The sequence below is a fragment of the Streptomyces neyagawaensis genome (assembly GCF_023516595.1).
GTDB classification, from domain to species: domain Bacteria; phylum Actinomycetota; class Actinomycetes; order Streptomycetales; family Streptomycetaceae; genus Streptomyces; species Streptomyces neyagawaensis.
Map to the genome: position 1 here is coordinate 50,978 of NZ_JAMGBG010000103.1, position 14,761 is coordinate 65,738.

The 14,761-nt window shown below is 72.1% G+C and carries 14 protein-coding genes and 1 riboswitch; of the genes, 4 read left to right on the plus strand and 10 right to left on the minus strand.

Annotated elements, in window-relative coordinates; translation table 11 throughout:
- Positions 1 to 33 precede the first annotated feature (33 nt).
- Complete coding sequence (locus tag M8J73_RS33075; RefSeq protein WP_249829442.1) at positions 34 to 1,176, minus strand: glycosyltransferase family 4 protein; 1,143 nt, start codon at positions 1,174 to 1,176, stop codon at positions 34 to 36.
- Positions 1,177 to 1,414: 238 nt separating this feature from the next.
- Here M8J73_RS33075 and M8J73_RS33080 point away from each other — a divergent pair, with 238 nt between their 5' ends.
- Positions 1,415 to 2,656, plus strand: coding sequence for a glycosyltransferase 87 family protein (locus M8J73_RS33080; protein WP_055541225.1), 1,242 nt, complete (start codon positions 1,415 to 1,417; stop codon positions 2,654 to 2,656).
- Between the two features lie 23 nt (positions 2,657 to 2,679).
- Here M8J73_RS33080 and M8J73_RS33085 read toward each other — a convergent pair whose 3' ends face one another.
- Positions 2,680 to 3,588, minus strand: a complete 909-nt coding sequence (locus M8J73_RS33085) for an NAD(P)-dependent oxidoreductase (RefSeq protein ID WP_055541226.1) — start codon at positions 3,586 to 3,588, stop codon at positions 2,680 to 2,682.
- A gap of 83 nt (positions 3,589 to 3,671) precedes the next feature.
- On the opposite strand from M8J73_RS33085, the gene M8J73_RS33090 reads away from it, so the two are divergent.
- Positions 3,672 to 4,043, plus strand: a complete 372-nt coding sequence (locus M8J73_RS33090; RefSeq protein WP_055541227.1) for a winged helix-turn-helix transcriptional regulator — start codon at positions 3,672 to 3,674, stop codon at positions 4,041 to 4,043.
- A 68-nt stretch (positions 4,044 to 4,111) separates the two neighbouring features.
- Here M8J73_RS33090 and M8J73_RS33095 read toward each other — a convergent pair whose 3' ends face one another.
- From M8J73_RS33095 to M8J73_RS33115, 5 genes are all read right to left on the minus strand, one after another.
- On the minus strand, positions 4,112 to 5,332 hold the full coding sequence (locus M8J73_RS33095) for a Cif family virulence factor (protein ID WP_249829443.1): 1,221 nt from the start codon (positions 5,330 to 5,332) through the stop codon (positions 4,112 to 4,114).
- A gap of 72 nt (positions 5,333 to 5,404) precedes the next feature.
- The gene (locus tag M8J73_RS33100; RefSeq protein ID WP_055541550.1) at positions 5,405 to 6,442 is read right to left on the minus strand and encodes a C40 family peptidase; all 1,038 of its coding nucleotides are present in this window, start codon (positions 6,440 to 6,442) and stop codon (positions 5,405 to 5,407) included.
- Positions 6,443 to 6,757: 315 nt separating this feature from the next.
- Positions 6,758 to 7,792 carry a C40 family peptidase gene (locus M8J73_RS33105; RefSeq protein WP_055541552.1) on the minus strand — a complete coding sequence of 345 codons (1,035 nt, stop codon included), beginning with the start codon at positions 7,790 to 7,792 and terminating at the stop codon, positions 6,758 to 6,760.
- A gap of 265 nt (positions 7,793 to 8,057) precedes the next feature.
- Positions 8,058 to 9,401 carry an NYN domain-containing protein gene (locus M8J73_RS33110; protein ID WP_055541553.1) on the minus strand — a complete coding sequence of 448 codons (1,344 nt, stop codon included), beginning with the start codon at positions 9,399 to 9,401 and terminating at the stop codon, positions 8,058 to 8,060.
- Positions 9,402 to 9,468: 67 nt separating this feature from the next.
- Positions 9,469 to 9,708, minus strand: a complete 240-nt coding sequence (locus M8J73_RS33115) for a hypothetical protein (RefSeq protein WP_055541554.1) — start codon at positions 9,706 to 9,708, stop codon at positions 9,469 to 9,471.
- Positions 9,709 to 9,899: 191 nt separating this feature from the next.
- On the opposite strand from M8J73_RS33115, the gene M8J73_RS33120 reads away from it, so the two are divergent.
- Together M8J73_RS33120 and M8J73_RS33125 are read left to right on the plus strand one after the other, a co-directional pair.
- Positions 9,900 to 10,676 carry a rhomboid family intramembrane serine protease gene (locus M8J73_RS33120; protein ID WP_055541555.1) on the plus strand — a complete coding sequence of 259 codons (777 nt, stop codon included), beginning with the start codon at positions 9,900 to 9,902 and terminating at the stop codon, positions 10,674 to 10,676.
- On the plus strand, positions 10,673 to 10,954 hold the full coding sequence (locus M8J73_RS33125) for an Lrp/AsnC family transcriptional regulator (RefSeq protein ID WP_055516478.1): 282 nt from the start codon (positions 10,673 to 10,675) through the stop codon (positions 10,952 to 10,954). The genes M8J73_RS33120 and M8J73_RS33125 overlap by 4 nt, the downstream gene beginning before the upstream one ends.
- A gap of 134 nt (positions 10,955 to 11,088) precedes the next feature.
- On the opposite strand, the gene M8J73_RS33130 is transcribed toward M8J73_RS33125, so the two are convergent.
- From M8J73_RS33130 to trpD, 3 genes are all read right to left on the minus strand, one after another.
- Positions 11,089 to 11,496, minus strand: a complete 408-nt coding sequence (locus M8J73_RS33130; protein WP_157873289.1) for a hypothetical protein — start codon at positions 11,494 to 11,496, stop codon at positions 11,089 to 11,091.
- A 109-nt stretch (positions 11,497 to 11,605) separates the two neighbouring features.
- Entirely contained in the window at positions 11,606 to 12,976 is a 1,371-nt protein-coding gene (locus M8J73_RS33135; RefSeq protein ID WP_055541557.1) for an aminotransferase class V-fold PLP-dependent enzyme, read from the minus strand.
- A 163-nt stretch (positions 12,977 to 13,139) separates the two neighbouring features.
- Positions 13,140 to 13,256: riboswitch (SAM riboswitch) on the minus strand.
- A gap of 294 nt (positions 13,257 to 13,550) precedes the next feature.
- Positions 13,551 to 14,615 carry an anthranilate phosphoribosyltransferase gene (trpD, locus tag M8J73_RS33140; RefSeq protein ID WP_055539533.1) on the minus strand — a complete coding sequence of 355 codons (1,065 nt, stop codon included), beginning with the start codon at positions 14,613 to 14,615 and terminating at the stop codon, positions 13,551 to 13,553.
- Positions 14,616 to 14,761: the final 146 nt, after the last annotated feature.

Here is a 14,761-nt window from a genome sequence, read left to right on the forward strand (position 1 = left end):
TCCCACCAGAGATGCTGGATGACCCTTTTGCCCCTACAGCAACAACTCCAACTTTTCGGCCAATGTGTCCCACCGCCACCGTTCCTCCACCCACGCCCGCCCCCGCTCCCCCATCCGGCGGCGCAGCTCGGGATCGCTGAGCAGGGTGACGACGCGCTCCGCGGCCTCCTCCGGGTGACCGCCCCGCACGACCCAGCCGGTCTCGCCGTCGAGCACCGCGTCGGGGGCGCCGCCGGAGTCACCGGCGACCACGGGGAGGCCGGTGGCGGACGCCTCCAGGTAGACGATGCCGAGGCCCTCCACGTCCAGCCCGCCCCGCCGGGTGCGGCACGGCATGGCGAAGACGTCGCCCGCGCCGTAGTGGGCGGGCAGTTCGGACCAGGGCACGGACCCGGTGAAACGGACCGACCCGGCGACGCCGGTCTCCTCGGCGAGACGGCGCAGCTCCTTCTCGTACGGCCCTCCGCCGACGATCAGCAGGACCGCGTCCGGCTCCTTCGCGAGGATCACCGGCATCGCCCGGATCAGGGTGTCCTGGCCCTTGCGGGGGACCAGCCGGGAGACGCACACGACCACCGGCCGGTCGGTGAGCCCGAGCCGGGCGCGGACCTCGTCGCCGCCGGAGTCCGGGTGGAAGGTCTTCTCGTCCACGCCGGGCGGCAGCTGGACCATGCGCCCGGCCGCCTCGGGGGTGAGGGCCGTGGCGATCCGGGAGCGCGTGTACTCGCCGAGGTAGGTGATCGTGTCCGTGCCCTCGCCGATCCGCCGCAGCAGCTGCCGGGCGGCGGGCAGCTGCGCCCAGCCCGCCTCGTGGCCGTGCGTGGTGGCCACCAGCCGCCGGGCGCCCGCCCGGCGCAGCGCGGGGGCCATCAGGCCGAGGGGGGCCGCCGCCCCGAACCACACGGACGTGCAGCCGTGCTCCCGCAGCAGCCGTACGGCCGTCCGCGTGGCGCCGGGCGTCGGCAGCAGCATGGTCGTGCGGTCGCGCACGACGGTGAAGGGCTGCTCGGCGTCGAAGGCGGCCGTCGCCTCGACGCCCTCGCGGCTCCGCTTCCAGGTGGAGGCGTAGACGACGACCTTCTCGGGGTCCAGACGCAGCGCCATGTTGTGCAGGAACGCCTGGATGCCGCCGGGCCGGGGCGGGAAGTCGTTGGTCACGATCAGGGTCTTGTGCATCGCCGCCGACCCTACCGAACGGGGCCGTGACAGCCGCCGCGAGGCACCCCGCACGGGACCCGGCGAGAGGCACCACGCACGGGACCCGCGCGGCAGACACCTCGCGCAGGATCCGCCCCCGTTTCACCGCCGTCTTCCAGTCGGACGGGAGATCATGTCCCCCCACCCGCACAATCGTGGGGTAACCCGCGCGGAGACGACACGCCGGGCGCGGCGGCACTTCGGACAGGGGCATCGGATGGCTCAGCTGGACATGACGGGCACACGGCGGCCCCCGTTCGGCCTGCTCGCGGTCTGGGGCGCGACCAGGCTGGTCCTGCTGCTGTTCGTGTTCAAGGTGTGGGTGTTCCCGGGCCCGGACGTCACCACGGACGTGTCGGTCATCTACCAGGGCTGGTACGGCACCCTGCGCACCGGAACGTATCCGCTGGACGACGTGACGTGGCAGTACCCGCCCGCCGCCGCCCTCGCGATCCTCTCCCCCGCGCTGCTGCCGTTCCTGGAGTACGCCTCCGCGTTCTTCGTCCTCGCCTTCCTCGCCGATCTGGCGGTGCTCGCCCTGCTCCTGTACACCGGCGGCCGGCCGGGGCGGTCCCGGCGCGGTGCCTGGGTGTGGGCGGTGGGCCTGCCGCTGCTCGGCCCGACGGTGTACGCCCGCTACGACGTGATGGTGACCGCGGTCGCCGTCGCCGCGCTCCTCGCCGGCAGCCGCCGCCCGGCGGTGCTGGGGGCGCTGACGGCCTTCGCGGCCCTGTTGAAGGTGTGGCCGGCCCTGTTGCTCCTGGGGGCCCGCGGCCGTACGGCGTGGCTCTGGGCGGCGGCCACGGCGGCCGGCCTGTCGCTGGTCTTCGCCGTCTCGATGCCCGGCGCGTTCGCCTTCCTGACCTTCCAGCGCGACCGGGGCACCGAGGTGGAGTCGCTGGGCGCCCTCGTCTTCCACGTGGCCCGGCACTTCGGCTGGGACGGCCAGGTACTGCTGAACTACGGCTCGGTCGAGTTCCTCGGCGACCACGTCGACGTCGTGAGCGACGCGGCCCTGGCCCTGAGCGGGGTGGCGTTCGCCTGGCTGCTGCTGTGGCGGGTGCGGGCCCGGCGGTTCGCGCCGCACACCCTCGCGGACGCCGCGTTCACGGCGGTGCTGATGTTCACGGCGACCAGCAGGGTGATCAGCCCCCAGTACATGGTGTGGCTGGTCGGCCTCGCGGCCGTGTGCCTCTGCTTCCGGGCGGATCGTATGCGGTGGCCCGCCGTCCTGGTCCTGATGGCGTCCTTCGTGACCGTGCTGGAGTTCCCGATCTGGTTCGGCCATGTCGTCATGAGCGACTGGCTGGGCATCACGCTCCTCTTCGTCCGCAACGGGCTCCTTGTGCTGGCCTCGCTCGTCGCCGCCCTCGAACTGTGGCGGAGCACGGTTCCGCACCCGCGCCGGGCCGCGGTCCCGGGGCAGGCGGCCCGCACCAGGGAGTCGCTGAACTCCTGAGCGTGCCCGGCGCGACGGCGGCGTCAGCCGCGGCCGCGGATGCTGTCGATGATGCGGGTCCAGTTGTCGCCGCCGTGGCCGTCCTCGATGGCGCGCAGGTAGTGGGCCTGCACCGCCAGGGGCAGCGCGAGGTCGAGGCCGAGCGACGTGCTGGTCTCGACGATGTGGTCGGACGTCGCGCCCATCATGGTGACCGTGCTGAGGTCGCCCGGGTGCTCGCCCGCGTCGAGCGCGGCACCGGGGTGCTCCTCACCGGCCCTCAGCATGGCGCCGATCGAGTCGGTGAAGGACAGCAGCTCCGGCAGCGCCTCCTTGGCGGGTGTCCCCGCCGAACCCAGCATCGCGGTGGCGTGCATCAGCCCCGACAGGGTGGTGAGGAACACGGCGAGCTGGGCCTGGTACATCAGCTGGGCGAGGCCCGGGTCCGCGCCCAGGTACCGCGGTGTCCCCAGCCGGGCCAGCGCCTCCCGGTGCCGCTCGAACACCGGGGCGTCGCCGCTGTAGTAGACCTGCGACGCCGGCGTGCCGACCATCGGCGCGGGGACCATGACACCCCCGGTGAGGAAGGCGGCCCCGTGGCCCGCCGCCCAGGTCGCCGCCTCGCGGGTGCGGCCCGGGGTGTCGGAGCTGAGGTTGACCAGCGTCCGGCCCGCGAGGGACGCGGCGGCGCGGTCGAGGATGTCGTACATGGCCCGGTAGTCGGTGAGGCTGAGGATCACGAGATCACTCGCCTCGACCGCCTCGCCGGGGGTCGCCGCGAGGGTCGCGCCGTCGGCGACGAGGCCGTCGGCGCGGGAGGCGGTGCGGTTCCAGACGGTGACCGGGTGGCCGGCGGCGAGCAGGGTGCGGGTCATCGCCTGCCCCATCGGGCCGAGCCCGATGACGGTGACGGAACTGTCCTTGCTGGTAGGGGTGTTCTGGTGTGCGTTCACCCCTCCATGCTCGAACAGCGCCACTAGTCTCGGAAGTACCGACTAATTACTGCGGTACTTACCTTTCCGTTAGGGGGATCGTGATGGCGAGGGCGCCGAGACGGGGGCCGTACATCTGCGGCATCGACGCCGCGTTCGACGTGTTGAGCGGCAAGTGGAAGGGGTTCATCCTCTGGGAACTGGAGGTCCACCGCGTACGCCGCTTCGCCGAGCTCCGCCGCGGGATGCCGGGCGTGAGCGAAAAGATGCTGACGCAGCACCTGCGCGAGCTGGAGGAGGACGGCCTCGTACACCGGGAGGTCTACGCCGAAGTGCCGCCGCGGGTGGAGTACTCCCTGACCGAGGACGGGCGGACGCTCAACCGGGCGTTGGAGCCGCTCGGCGCCTGGGGTGTGGAGCGGATGCGCCGCGAGGGCACGGAAGCGGTCGACGTCACCGGCACCGCGCACGGTTAGGGCCCTTCTGATGGATCTCCGCGGCGTCGCCACGCCCGGCGGGCCGCGTGCGCCCAGGAGCCCGGCGCTCAGTCGAGCTGCGCCCGTACGTAATCCCGCCACTGTGCCGTGAAGGCGGCGAGGTTCGTGCCCAGGACGTCCTTCAGGGCGCCCTCCACGGCCCCGGGGCGCTTCCCGTGGGCTGCGACGGCGCGGTAGAACTCGTCGAGCCGTACCTCGCCCCAGCGGTCCGCGATCAGCCGGCAGGCGAGCCAGCCGCCCTCGTAGGCGCGGGCGAGCCGGCCCGAGTCGCCGGAGAACCCGAAGTCGGCGTCCGTCGGCAGCGCGCCGGGGACCCGACCCGCCGCGACCGCCCTCCGCAGCTCCGGGGCGACCTCCGGCGCGGTGCGGCCGGTCGCCCGGTATCCGGCCCAGTCGGCGTACCCCTCGGAGAGCCACAGGGGCGTGGCGGCGTTGGTGTGGGCGCGGGTGGCGACATGGGTCGTCTCATGGGTGAGGACGACCTGCTTGCCGAACGCGCCGAGCACCCCGTACGCGTCGGGGTTGACGATGATCCGGTCCGCGGGCGCCCTGGCCGCGCCTCCGGCCTCCCCGGTGGTGACGGCGGCGATCCCCTGGTAGCCGGACGCGGGCGCCCCGAGGAGCTCCGCCATCTCCTCCAGCGACTTCGGGACGAGGACGACGACCCGGCGTGCCCAGTCCTCGCCCCACGCCTCGGTCACGGCGGGCACGGCCCGGTCCGCCAGCCGGGCGTACTCCCGCAGGTCCGCGTCCGACCGGCCCACCCCGAGCACCAGGCTCCGCTCACCGCGGACGGCCCGTATCGGCCCCTGTTCCCACAGCTGTTCGGTGCCCTTGTCCGATGGCTCGTCGGAGGCGACCCGCCAGCGGCCGTCGCCGTCCCGCGCCAGGGTCAGCGTGCGTACGGCGGTGACGGGCGCCTTGTCGTAGCCGCGTATCCGGTAGCGCAGGGCCGCCTCGGCGGTCGCCCGGTCGCCTGTGCGCCGGAAGCCGGTGAGGTCGTAGGACCAGGAGGCCAGGGGCAGATCGCGGAGGTTCGCGAACTCGGCCGCCCCGGTGGCCCGTTGACCGCGCGTGGTGACCACCGGCTCCTCGGTGGCCCGGTACGCCGCCGCGTCCCGTTCCAGGACCGCCGTCGCCCGCCGGTCGAGCATGGCCTCGACGTCGGCGCGCGCGGAGTCCGGTGCCGCGCCGCCGCAGCCGGCGAGCAGGGTCAGCGCGAGACAGACTCCCGCGCCTCCCGCGAGCGCACGCCTTCGACCAGCCACGTTCCCGATCGTACGGCGGCCCGGCCGCCCCCGGGGCGGGGCGGCCGGGCCTCGATGCGGCGGGGTCCGCGGTCAGGGGCGGGTGACCGAGGCGATGGGCATCATGCCGACGGGGTCGTAGCGGACGGGGGCGCCCGGGTAGGGGGCGTGAATGACCTGGCCGTTGCCCACGTACATACCGACGTGGCTGGCGTCGGAGCGGTAGGTGACCAGGTCTCCCGGCTGGGCCTGGGAGAGCGGGACCTGGGTGCCCGCGTACCGCTGGGCCTGCGAGGTCCGCGGGAGCGCGACACCTGCCTGGGCGTACGACCACACCATCAGGCCCGAGCAGTCGAAGCCGTTCGGGCCGGTGGACCCCCAGATGTACGGCTTGCCGAGGGCGGAGCGGGCCGCGGAGACGGCGGTGGCGGCACGGGCGTTGGGGGCGTCGGCACCCGAGGGCTCGGGGGTCTCCTGCTCCATCTCGGCGCGGCCGGAGCGGGAGGCGCGGTCGTACTCCGCGCGCTCCTCGTCGGGCAGGGAGTTGAGGAGTTCGCGGGCCTTGGCGAGCTTCCGCTCGACGGTCCGCTTGTGCGCGGCGACGGCCTTGCGGCTCTTCTCCAGCTCGGTGAGCTTCCCGGTGGCCTCCTGGCGCTTCTGGGCGAGCTCCCGCACCGCCTGCTGGAGGTCGCGGAGTTCGCCCGCCTGGTGGGTGCTGATCCGGTCGAGCGCGGAGGCCTTGGCGAGGTAGTCGTCCGGGTCGGTGGAGAACAGCAGGGCGAGCGACGGGTCGAGGGCGCCCGAGCGGTACTGCGCGCCGGCCAGCGAACCGAGGGACTCCCGCATGGTGTTGACGCTGTCCTGCTTGCGGGCGATGGCGTCCTGGGCGGCGCCGATCTGGTCGCGCAGCTCGTCGGCGCGCTCGTCGGCCTTGTTGTACGCCTCGGTGGCCCGTTCGGCCTGCTCGTACAGCCGGTCCACCTCGGCGCGGGTGGAGTTGTCGTGCGGCGCGGCGGCGGCCTGCTGGACGGGGATGGCGCCGAGCGCGGCGGCCGCGGCGGACAGCACGCCCAGGGCGGCGGCTGCGCCCCGGTCGAAACCGGACGGTACAAGACGACTGTGGGACCCCACGGGAAGCCGCACTCCCTTCGACGGCGGACAGGATCCTCCCCCGGCACGGCGTCGAGGTGCCCCTTCGCGGGGGCGTTCTCACGGCGGGTGAGGAAGGCGCGGCCGACAGTAGCCGCGCGACCCGGTCACAGCCAAAGACCTCCGCGGACACGGAGCGTGACACCTTGCTCGGGGCGCAGGTCACCAGCGGGGCGCGGGGTCAGTGCGAGGTGCGGGAATTCGCCCGTTCGGGCGGCGTTGTGTCCTGATCTTGAAGCGGAAAGAGGCCGGTTGTCACGGTGCGTGACAACCGGCCTCGTTCGAGCCGTGAATGCGTCAGACGACACGAACGCCGAACTGGAAGGAACCGATGGTGTCCATCGACTCGTAGCGGACGACCTTGCCCGGGTAGGGGGCGTGGATGACCGTGTTGTTGCCGGCGTAGAGGCCGACGTGGCCCAGGTTGTTGAAGAACACCAGGTCGCCCGGCATCAGCTGGTCGCGACCGATCTTCGTGCCGTCGTTCTGCTGGGTGTACGTGGTCCGGGAGATCGACACACCGGCCTGCGCGTACGCCCACTGCGTGAGGCCGGAGCAGTCGTAGGAGTTGGGGCCGCTGCCACCGGAGACATACGGCTTGCCGAGCTGAGTGTCGGCGGCGGCCAGCGCGGCGGCGGCGCGGTCGGAGGCGGGGACGTCCTTGCCGAGTTCGACGCGCTCGCCGGCGTCGCGGCTGGCGCGCTGCTCGTCCTCGGCGAGGTCGGCCCGCTCCTGGGCGGTGAGGCTGTTGAGGAGCTTCTGCGCCGCGGCGAGCTTGTTCTGGTATTCCTTCTTCTTCTTGCCCAGGGTCTCGCGGGTCTCGGCGAGGTCCTCGAGCTTCTCGGCCGCCTCCTGGCGCTGCTGGGCGAGCGCCCGCTGCTTCTCCTGGATCTTCTTCAGCTGCTCGACCTGCTGGCCGCTCAACTGGTCCAGGGTGGCGGCCTTGTCCAGGTAGTCGTCGGGGTCGGCGGAGAGGAACAGCTGGATCGAGGAGTCGATGCCACCCGTGCGGTACTGGGCGCTGGCCGCCTGGCCTATGCCCTCGCGCAGCTCGTTGAGCTCCTCCTGGCCGCGGGCGACGTTGTCCTGGATGGTGGAGATCTCCTTCTGGAGCTTCTCCTGCTTCTCCTTGGCCCCGTTGTACTTGTCGGTGGCCCGGCCCGCGTCCTCGTAGAGCGCGTCGACCTTGGCCTTGACCTCTTCCTTGCTCGGCTTGTCGCTGGGGGCGGCGTTGGCCGCCTGCGAGGTCAGTGCCACGGCAGCGGCGGCGGCGGTGGTGAGCACGCTCACTCGCGCACGGCTCGGCTGCTTGGGTCGACGGTGGGACGCCACGGTAGGTGAACTCCTTCTTGTGAGCGATCGCCCGCCCGAAGGGGGACCGGCGGCAACGATCACCCGTCCAGAGGTTTGAGCCCAGACCCTAGTGACCTAACGGTGATCACTTCAAATCCCACACAGCAAAAATCCCCTCCCCCGGCGCACTATTTACACTCAACACACATGCAGTAATGCTCGATTGACGCTACGTTGCGCAACAGTTCCGTCAATTCGGTCATACCGGCCGTATGTTGCGGTTGGTGCGGACGGGGCCGAAGGGTCAGGAAAGCCGTTTCAGGAGCACCGCCGACGCCACCGGCCTCGCGCCCGCCTTGGCGACGCCGTCGGCCACCTCGCGGTCGGTGGAGGCGACGATGACCGGCCGCCCCGGCGGTTCGGCGCGCACCAGCTGCCGGATCAACTCGTCGGCGGTGACGCCGGGCTTGGAGAACAGCACCCGCACCCCGCGCGGCGGCGCGAGCAGCACGGGCGCGGCCAGCTCCGCCCCGTCGAAGACACAGGTGACCTCGGCGCCGGTCTGCGCGGCCAGCTGCGACAGCTGCCCGAGGAGCCGCAACCGCTGCTTCTCCAGGGGCATCTGCGGATAGCCGGTCTTGGTGACGTTGTAGCCGTCGACCACGAGGTGGGCCTGCGGCAGCGCCAGCAACTGGTCCAGGATCGCCGGGTCGTTCTCGGACAGCGCGCGGGCGGCGATGTCCTTCGGCGTCATCCGCCCCGGCTCGACGGCGTCGACGGTCTCGGCGGGCCGCACGGACACCGGCGGCAGCGCCAGCTCCCGTCTGAGGCCCTGAGCTGCGTCCAGCACGGTGTCCAGCAGCAGCCGTACGCGCATGTCCTCGACGCTGCGCCCCTCGCGGGCCGCCCGCCGTGTGGCCTCCAGGGCGGCCTCCGCCTCGCCGAGCCGGGCCTTCAGCCGCCGGGTCTCGCTCTCGGCGGCGGACACCTGGGCGTGGCTCTCGGCGCGCAGGGCCTCCATCTCGGCGTTCTGCTTGCGCAGGGCGGCCTCGCCGCGCTTGACGTCGCTGAGGGCCGCCCGGAGCTTGCGGTGCAGGGAGTCGGCGTCCTTCTTGGCCGATTCCAGCTCTTGGCGCAGCCGTTCGGTCTCGGCCTTCGTGTGGTCGCGGGCCTCCGCGAGCTGCTCGCGCAGCCGCTCCAGTTCGGCGCGGCTCTCCTCGTCGGCCCGCTCGGCGTCCGCCCGCAGGGCCTCCTCGCCGGCCGCGGCGACCAGCTTCACCCAGCCCGTGGGGCGCAGGACGTACGCGGCGGCCGCCACGTCCAGCGGGTCGGCGGCCGGTGGCGGGGCTCCCGTGTCCAGGGCGCCGGCCAGTTCCGGGTGGGCCTCTCGGAACCGCTCCGCGATCCGCTGTCTGAAAAGCGTGTCGCCCTCGACCGCGGCCGCCATGGCGTTGCCCGCGAACTTCACCCGGCGGTTCGGGGCGAACCGGGCGTACTGCCGGAGCTGCGCGGGCAGTTCGGCGACGGTCAGGCCGCCGAACCCGTCCGACACGATCTGTACGACACGCCGGCGCACGCCTTCGGGCAGCGGACGGTCGAGCACCTCAGCGGCGCCGTCGCCCGGCCCCCCGCCTGCGGTCTCCACCATCCGTCACACCCCATTTCCATGCGGGCCCCTCAGCCGCTCCCGACTCGCGCGAGCGGGGCCCACGTCCTCAGGAGCCGGCGCCCGGCCTGTCCACGAGTTCCACCTGGTCCACGGCGTTGCACCAGCGGCAGCGGACCGACTCGATGGTCTCACTGACCACCTCGCGCTCCTCGACCTTCGGCTCCCCCGCGAGGTCCAGGTGAACGTACTCGACGACCTTGGACGAGCGGGTCACGTCGAACCGCGTGAGGTTGCCGCAGAGGGTGCAGCGCCAGCGGGTCGTGGCCGTCGGCAGGGGAACCGTCATCGTGGCTGCTCTTCCTTCTTCCAGTCTCCGTGATGCGCGCGCCGGTCTCCCGGTGCGTGTGGCTCGTAACCCTACGGCCTGACCGGTACTCGCCGCCCGTCCGCCCGGGGAGTGCCTCCGGCGGTGAGGACGAACCCCCTCGGCGGCGAGGCGGTCTGTGCGGGTGGGTCCCGTTACGTCATGCTCTGCTCATGATCGGCAAGTGGAGCGCACATGTTTTCGGGGCCCGGTCCGGCTCCGGGGCGGGGCAGCCGCTGGAGCGGACCGTGCGGAACGAGTCGGCGCCGGTGACGTACGGGCTGATCGCCGCCTGCTGTCTGGTCTTCCTGATCGGTCCGGCCGCGGGCCTGAACCCCGTGTACGGCGCCGGGGACGAGCTGCTCGCCGCTCAGCGGGCCTATTTCCGCCGCTGGGGTGTCGTACCGGTCGAACTCTTCGCCGGCACGCCCCGCGCGGTCCTCACGCCCTTCACGGCCCTCTTCGTGCACGGCAGCTGGCTGCACCTGCTGGGAAACATGCTGTTCCTGTTCGTCTTCGGGGCGATGGTCGAGGAACGCATGGGCCATGTGGAGTTCGCCCTCTTCTACCTGGGCTGCGGGTACCTCGCCCTGGTGGCGTACGCGGTGGCGCACGCCGGGTCGCAGCAGTCGCTGGTGGGCGCGTCCGGGGCGATCTCCGCCGTCCTCGGCGCGTTCCTCTTCCTGTTTCCCGGAGCGCGGGTGACGAGCCTGTTCCCGTTCCTGTTCTTCCTGCCGCTGCGCTTCCCGGCGTGGGTGACCCTGCCGTTCTGGGTGACCCTGCAGTGGCTGGCCGCGCGTCGGGAGACGTCCGGGCCGGGGGTCGCCTATTTGGCGCACCTGGTCGGGTTCGGACTGGGGTTCGTCTACGCGTGGGGGCGTTATGGACGGAGGACTAGAGTGACAGCGAATGCCCCCGCTCCGGCCCCCGAGGGAGAACACCAGCCGTGATCACCGCGATCGTGCTCATCAAGACCAGCGTGGACCGGATCCCGGAGATCGCGGAGTCGATCGCCGCGATCGAGTCGGTGACCGAGGTGTTCTCGGTGACCGGTACGTACGATCTGGTCGCCATGGTCCGGGTCAAGGCCCATGAGGACCTCGCCGAGGTGATCCCCGGGCGCATCAGCAAGATCCCGGGGGTGCAGGGGACGGACACGCACGTGGCGTTCCGGACGTACTCGCAGCACGACCTGGAGGCCGCGTTCGCCATCGGCCTGGACGGCTGACCAGGGCCGACGAGGGCCGCACAGACGCCACGCGGCGGGCCCCCTCCGAGGAGGGGGCCCGCCGCGTCGAGCTGCCGAAGGGCCTCTACGGCCGTCCGGCGATCAGCCGGGAAAGCCGGGAATCGTCTCCCGGGTCACTTCCAGCACCACTTCTTGATCGACTTGTAGGCGCCGATGTCCGGATCGGTCGACCCGCGCATCCCGGTCTTGCGCACGATCTGACGGTCATTGTCCCGGCTGTCCTTGCCGTACCACGTCTTGGTGGTCCGGTTCCACGTCGAACGGGGCAGCCGCTTGCGGGTGGGATGGTCGGCGTACGGCGGCACCCACGCGCCCCTGCCGCACTTGTAGTCGGCCACCGCGTTCACCTTGTAGTACGTCATGGTGTGCTTGTAGTTCTTGGCGTCCCACAGGCACAGCGACCCCTTCGGCTTGCAGTCGCCCATGGCGGCCTCGGCCGAGTCCGCCTGGATCCCGCCCGCCAGCACCAAGCCCACCGTCATGGTGGAGGCGATCGCGAGCCCCTTCATCCCATGCTTCATCCGTACTCCCCGTAGTGAGCGGCCGCGAAGACCGACCGCTCACTCACCTTAGGCAGCCCCCCTCAGCCCCGAACAGTTGTCCTTTGGGGCAGGGTGGCAACAGGGGACGTCAGGTGGCGGGGACGCAACGGCCGTCCTCGGTGCGGTAGTTCCACCGGGCACCGTCCCGGACGAGTTCCCTGACCGCGCCCACGAACCGCTCGACGTGCTCGTCGGGCGTGCCGGCGCCGAAGCTGACCCGGATCGCGTTGAGGGACTTCTCGCCCGGCGCGGCCTCGGGCGCGCCGCACTCCCCCTGGGTGTGCGGGTCGCTGCCCAGCAGGGTGCGGACCAGCGGGTGGGCGCAGAACAGGCCGTCACGGACGCCGATGCCGTACTCGGCGGACAGGGCCGCCGCGAAGTGGGAGCTGTTCCAGCCGTCGACGACGAAGGAGATGACGCCGACCCGGGGGGCGTCGTCGCCGAACAGGGAGAGCACCCGGACCTCCGGCACCTCGGCGAGCCCGGCGCGGACCGTGTCGATCAGGTGCCGTTCACGGGCGACGAGGGTGTCGAACCCGGCCTCGGTGAGGGCCTTGCAGGCGGAGGCGATGGCGTACGCGCCGATGACGTTGGGCGAGCCGGCCTCGTGGCGCGCGGCGGTCTCGTGCCACTCGACGTCCACGCCCCCGTCCGTCCGCCGGGTCACCTTGCGGGAGGCACCGCCGCCCGCGAGGTACGGGTCCGCCTCCCGCAGCCAGTCGGCGCGTCCGGCGAGGACGCCGGAGCCGAACGGCGCGTACAGCTTGTGCCCGGAGAAGGCGACCCAGTCGACGTCCAGGTCCCGCACGGAGACGGGGTGGTGGGGTGCGAGCTGCGCGGCGTCGAGCACGATCCGCGCGGCGTGCGCGTGCGCGGCGGCGGCCAGTTCACGCACCGGCCAGATCTCACCGGTGACGTTGGAGGCGCCGGTGACGCAGACCAGTGCCGGGCCGTGGGGGTCCCGGTCGGCGAGGGCGCGCTCCAGCGTGGCGACGGCCTCGGCGGGCGTCCGGGGCGCGTCCAGATAGGTCACGCGGGAGTCCTGCCAGGGCAGCAGCGAGGCGTGATGCTCGGTCTCGAACACGAAGACCTGGCAGTCGGCGGGCAGGGCCGCGGCGAGGAGGTTCAGCGAGTCGGTGGTGGACCGGGTGAAGACCAGCTGGTCGTCCTCCCGGCAGTCGAGGAACTCGGCGACGGTGCGGCGGGCGTTCTCGAAGAGGTCCGTCGACAGCTGCGACAGATACCCGGCGCCCCGGTGCACGCTGCCGTAGTACGGCGCGTACGCGGCCACGTCGTCCCAGACCCGCTGGAGCGCGGGGGCGCTGGCGGCGTAGTCGAGCGCGGCGTAGGTGACCTCGCCGCCGGTGACCAGCGGGACGGTGACATCCCTGCCGAGAACGGACAGCGGGGCACAAACGGACTGGTCGGCGGCAAGGCTGGAGACGCTGGAGACAGACATGGGGAACTCCCGTGAGAGGGCATGCCGAAGAAGGGCACACCGAAGGAAGGAAAAGGGGTGCGCGGAGGCGGGGCTCGGCGGCCCTATCGCATTCGCTTGCTCACGGAAGACTCCCTCGAACGACCAGGACCCCTGGCCCCACACTTCTCTCGAGTGTGCGAGGGGTCCGCGCTTGCCGTAGACCTCGCTGCCTACGACCTGGTCTTCACCCGGGGCACCCCGCCACGGACGGAGGGTTGCCGGACAGCCGGCCGGGGCCTTGTGGCTGTCACTCATGACCTGATCAGGAACGTACGCGAAGTGATCGACGCGCCGCAACCTCTGTCCGGATACCGGGATCAGAGCGCCTAGTCACTCGGGGGTACGGGTTCGTCGGCGAGTGCGGGTCCGTTGTGGCTTGTCGCGCAGTTCCCCGCGCCCCTGAAGGGAACGGGCCTGCGGCCCGCCCTTCAGCCTGAAAAGCACGGGGCGCAGCACCGGTCGCTTTTCAGGGGCGCGGGGAACTGCGCGAACAACCCCCACTCACCCGCAGCCGCCAACGAACCCCAGGGCCCTCCCCCGACCGCGTCCGGCCCTACCGATTCGTCGCCGTGACCCAGCGGTCGAGTACCCTCCGCGCCGCCCCCGAGTCGATCGACTCCGCGGCCCGTTCCATCCCCGCCCGCAGCTGCTCCGCCAGCGGCCCGCTGCCCGGGTCCAGGGCCACCAGCGCCGCCGCCGAGTTCAGGAGCACCGCGTCGCGGACCGGGCCCGTCTCCCCCGCCAGCAGGCGCCGTGCGACATCCGCGTTGTAGGACGCGTCGGCGCCCCGCAGCGCGGACACCGGCACCAGTTCCAGGCCCACGTCCCGCGGATCGAACGTCTCCTCCGTCACCTTGCCGTCGCGGACGACCCACACCCGCGACGTCGCCGTGGTCGTCAGCTCGTCCAGCCCGTCGTCGCCGCGGAACACCAGCGACGAGTTGCCGCGCTCGGCGAAGACACCCGCCATGATGGGCGCCATCCGGGGATCGGCCACGCCGACCGCCTGGGCCCGCACCTTCGCCGGGTTCGCCAGCGGCCCGAGCGCGTTGAACACCGTACGGATGCCCAACTGCCCGCGCGCGGCGGCCACATGACGCAGCGCCGGGTGGAACTTCACCGCGAAGCAGAAGGTGATGCCCGCTTCCTCGGCGACCTCCGCGACCCGCTGCGGGGTCAGCTCCAGATTGACGCCCAGCTTCTCCAGCACGTCGGACGCGCCGGAGGCCGAGGACGCGGCCCGGTTGCCGTGCTTGACGACCTTGGCGCCCGTACCGGCGACGACGATCGACGACATCGTGGAGATGTTGACCGTCTTGGCGCCGTCGCCGCCCGTGCCGACGATGTCGACGGTCCGCCCCGACACCTCGATCACCTTGGCGTGCTCGTACAGCGCCCGCACCAGCCCGGTGATCTCGTCGACGGTCTCGCCCTTGGCCCTCAGCGCCACCACGAACCCGGCGATCTGCGCGTCCGTCGCCTCACCCCGCATGATCTGGTCCATCGCCCAGAACGTGGCGCCGGCGTCCTGGTCCTGCCCGGCGAGGAGCGCGTTCAGCACCTGGGGCCAGGAACGGTCCGCCGCGGTGTCGCCTCCGGCGGGGGTCACAGCGCTCATCAGCCGCTCCTGGTGGTCGTAGCCGCGGGGACGGTCACCGCCCGCGACGCGAGGTCATCGATTGCTCTCACCCTATCCAGCTCCGAGCACGGCGAAGGGCCCCCGTCCGGAGATCGGACGGGGGCCCTTCGACCGTGTGTGGCGAA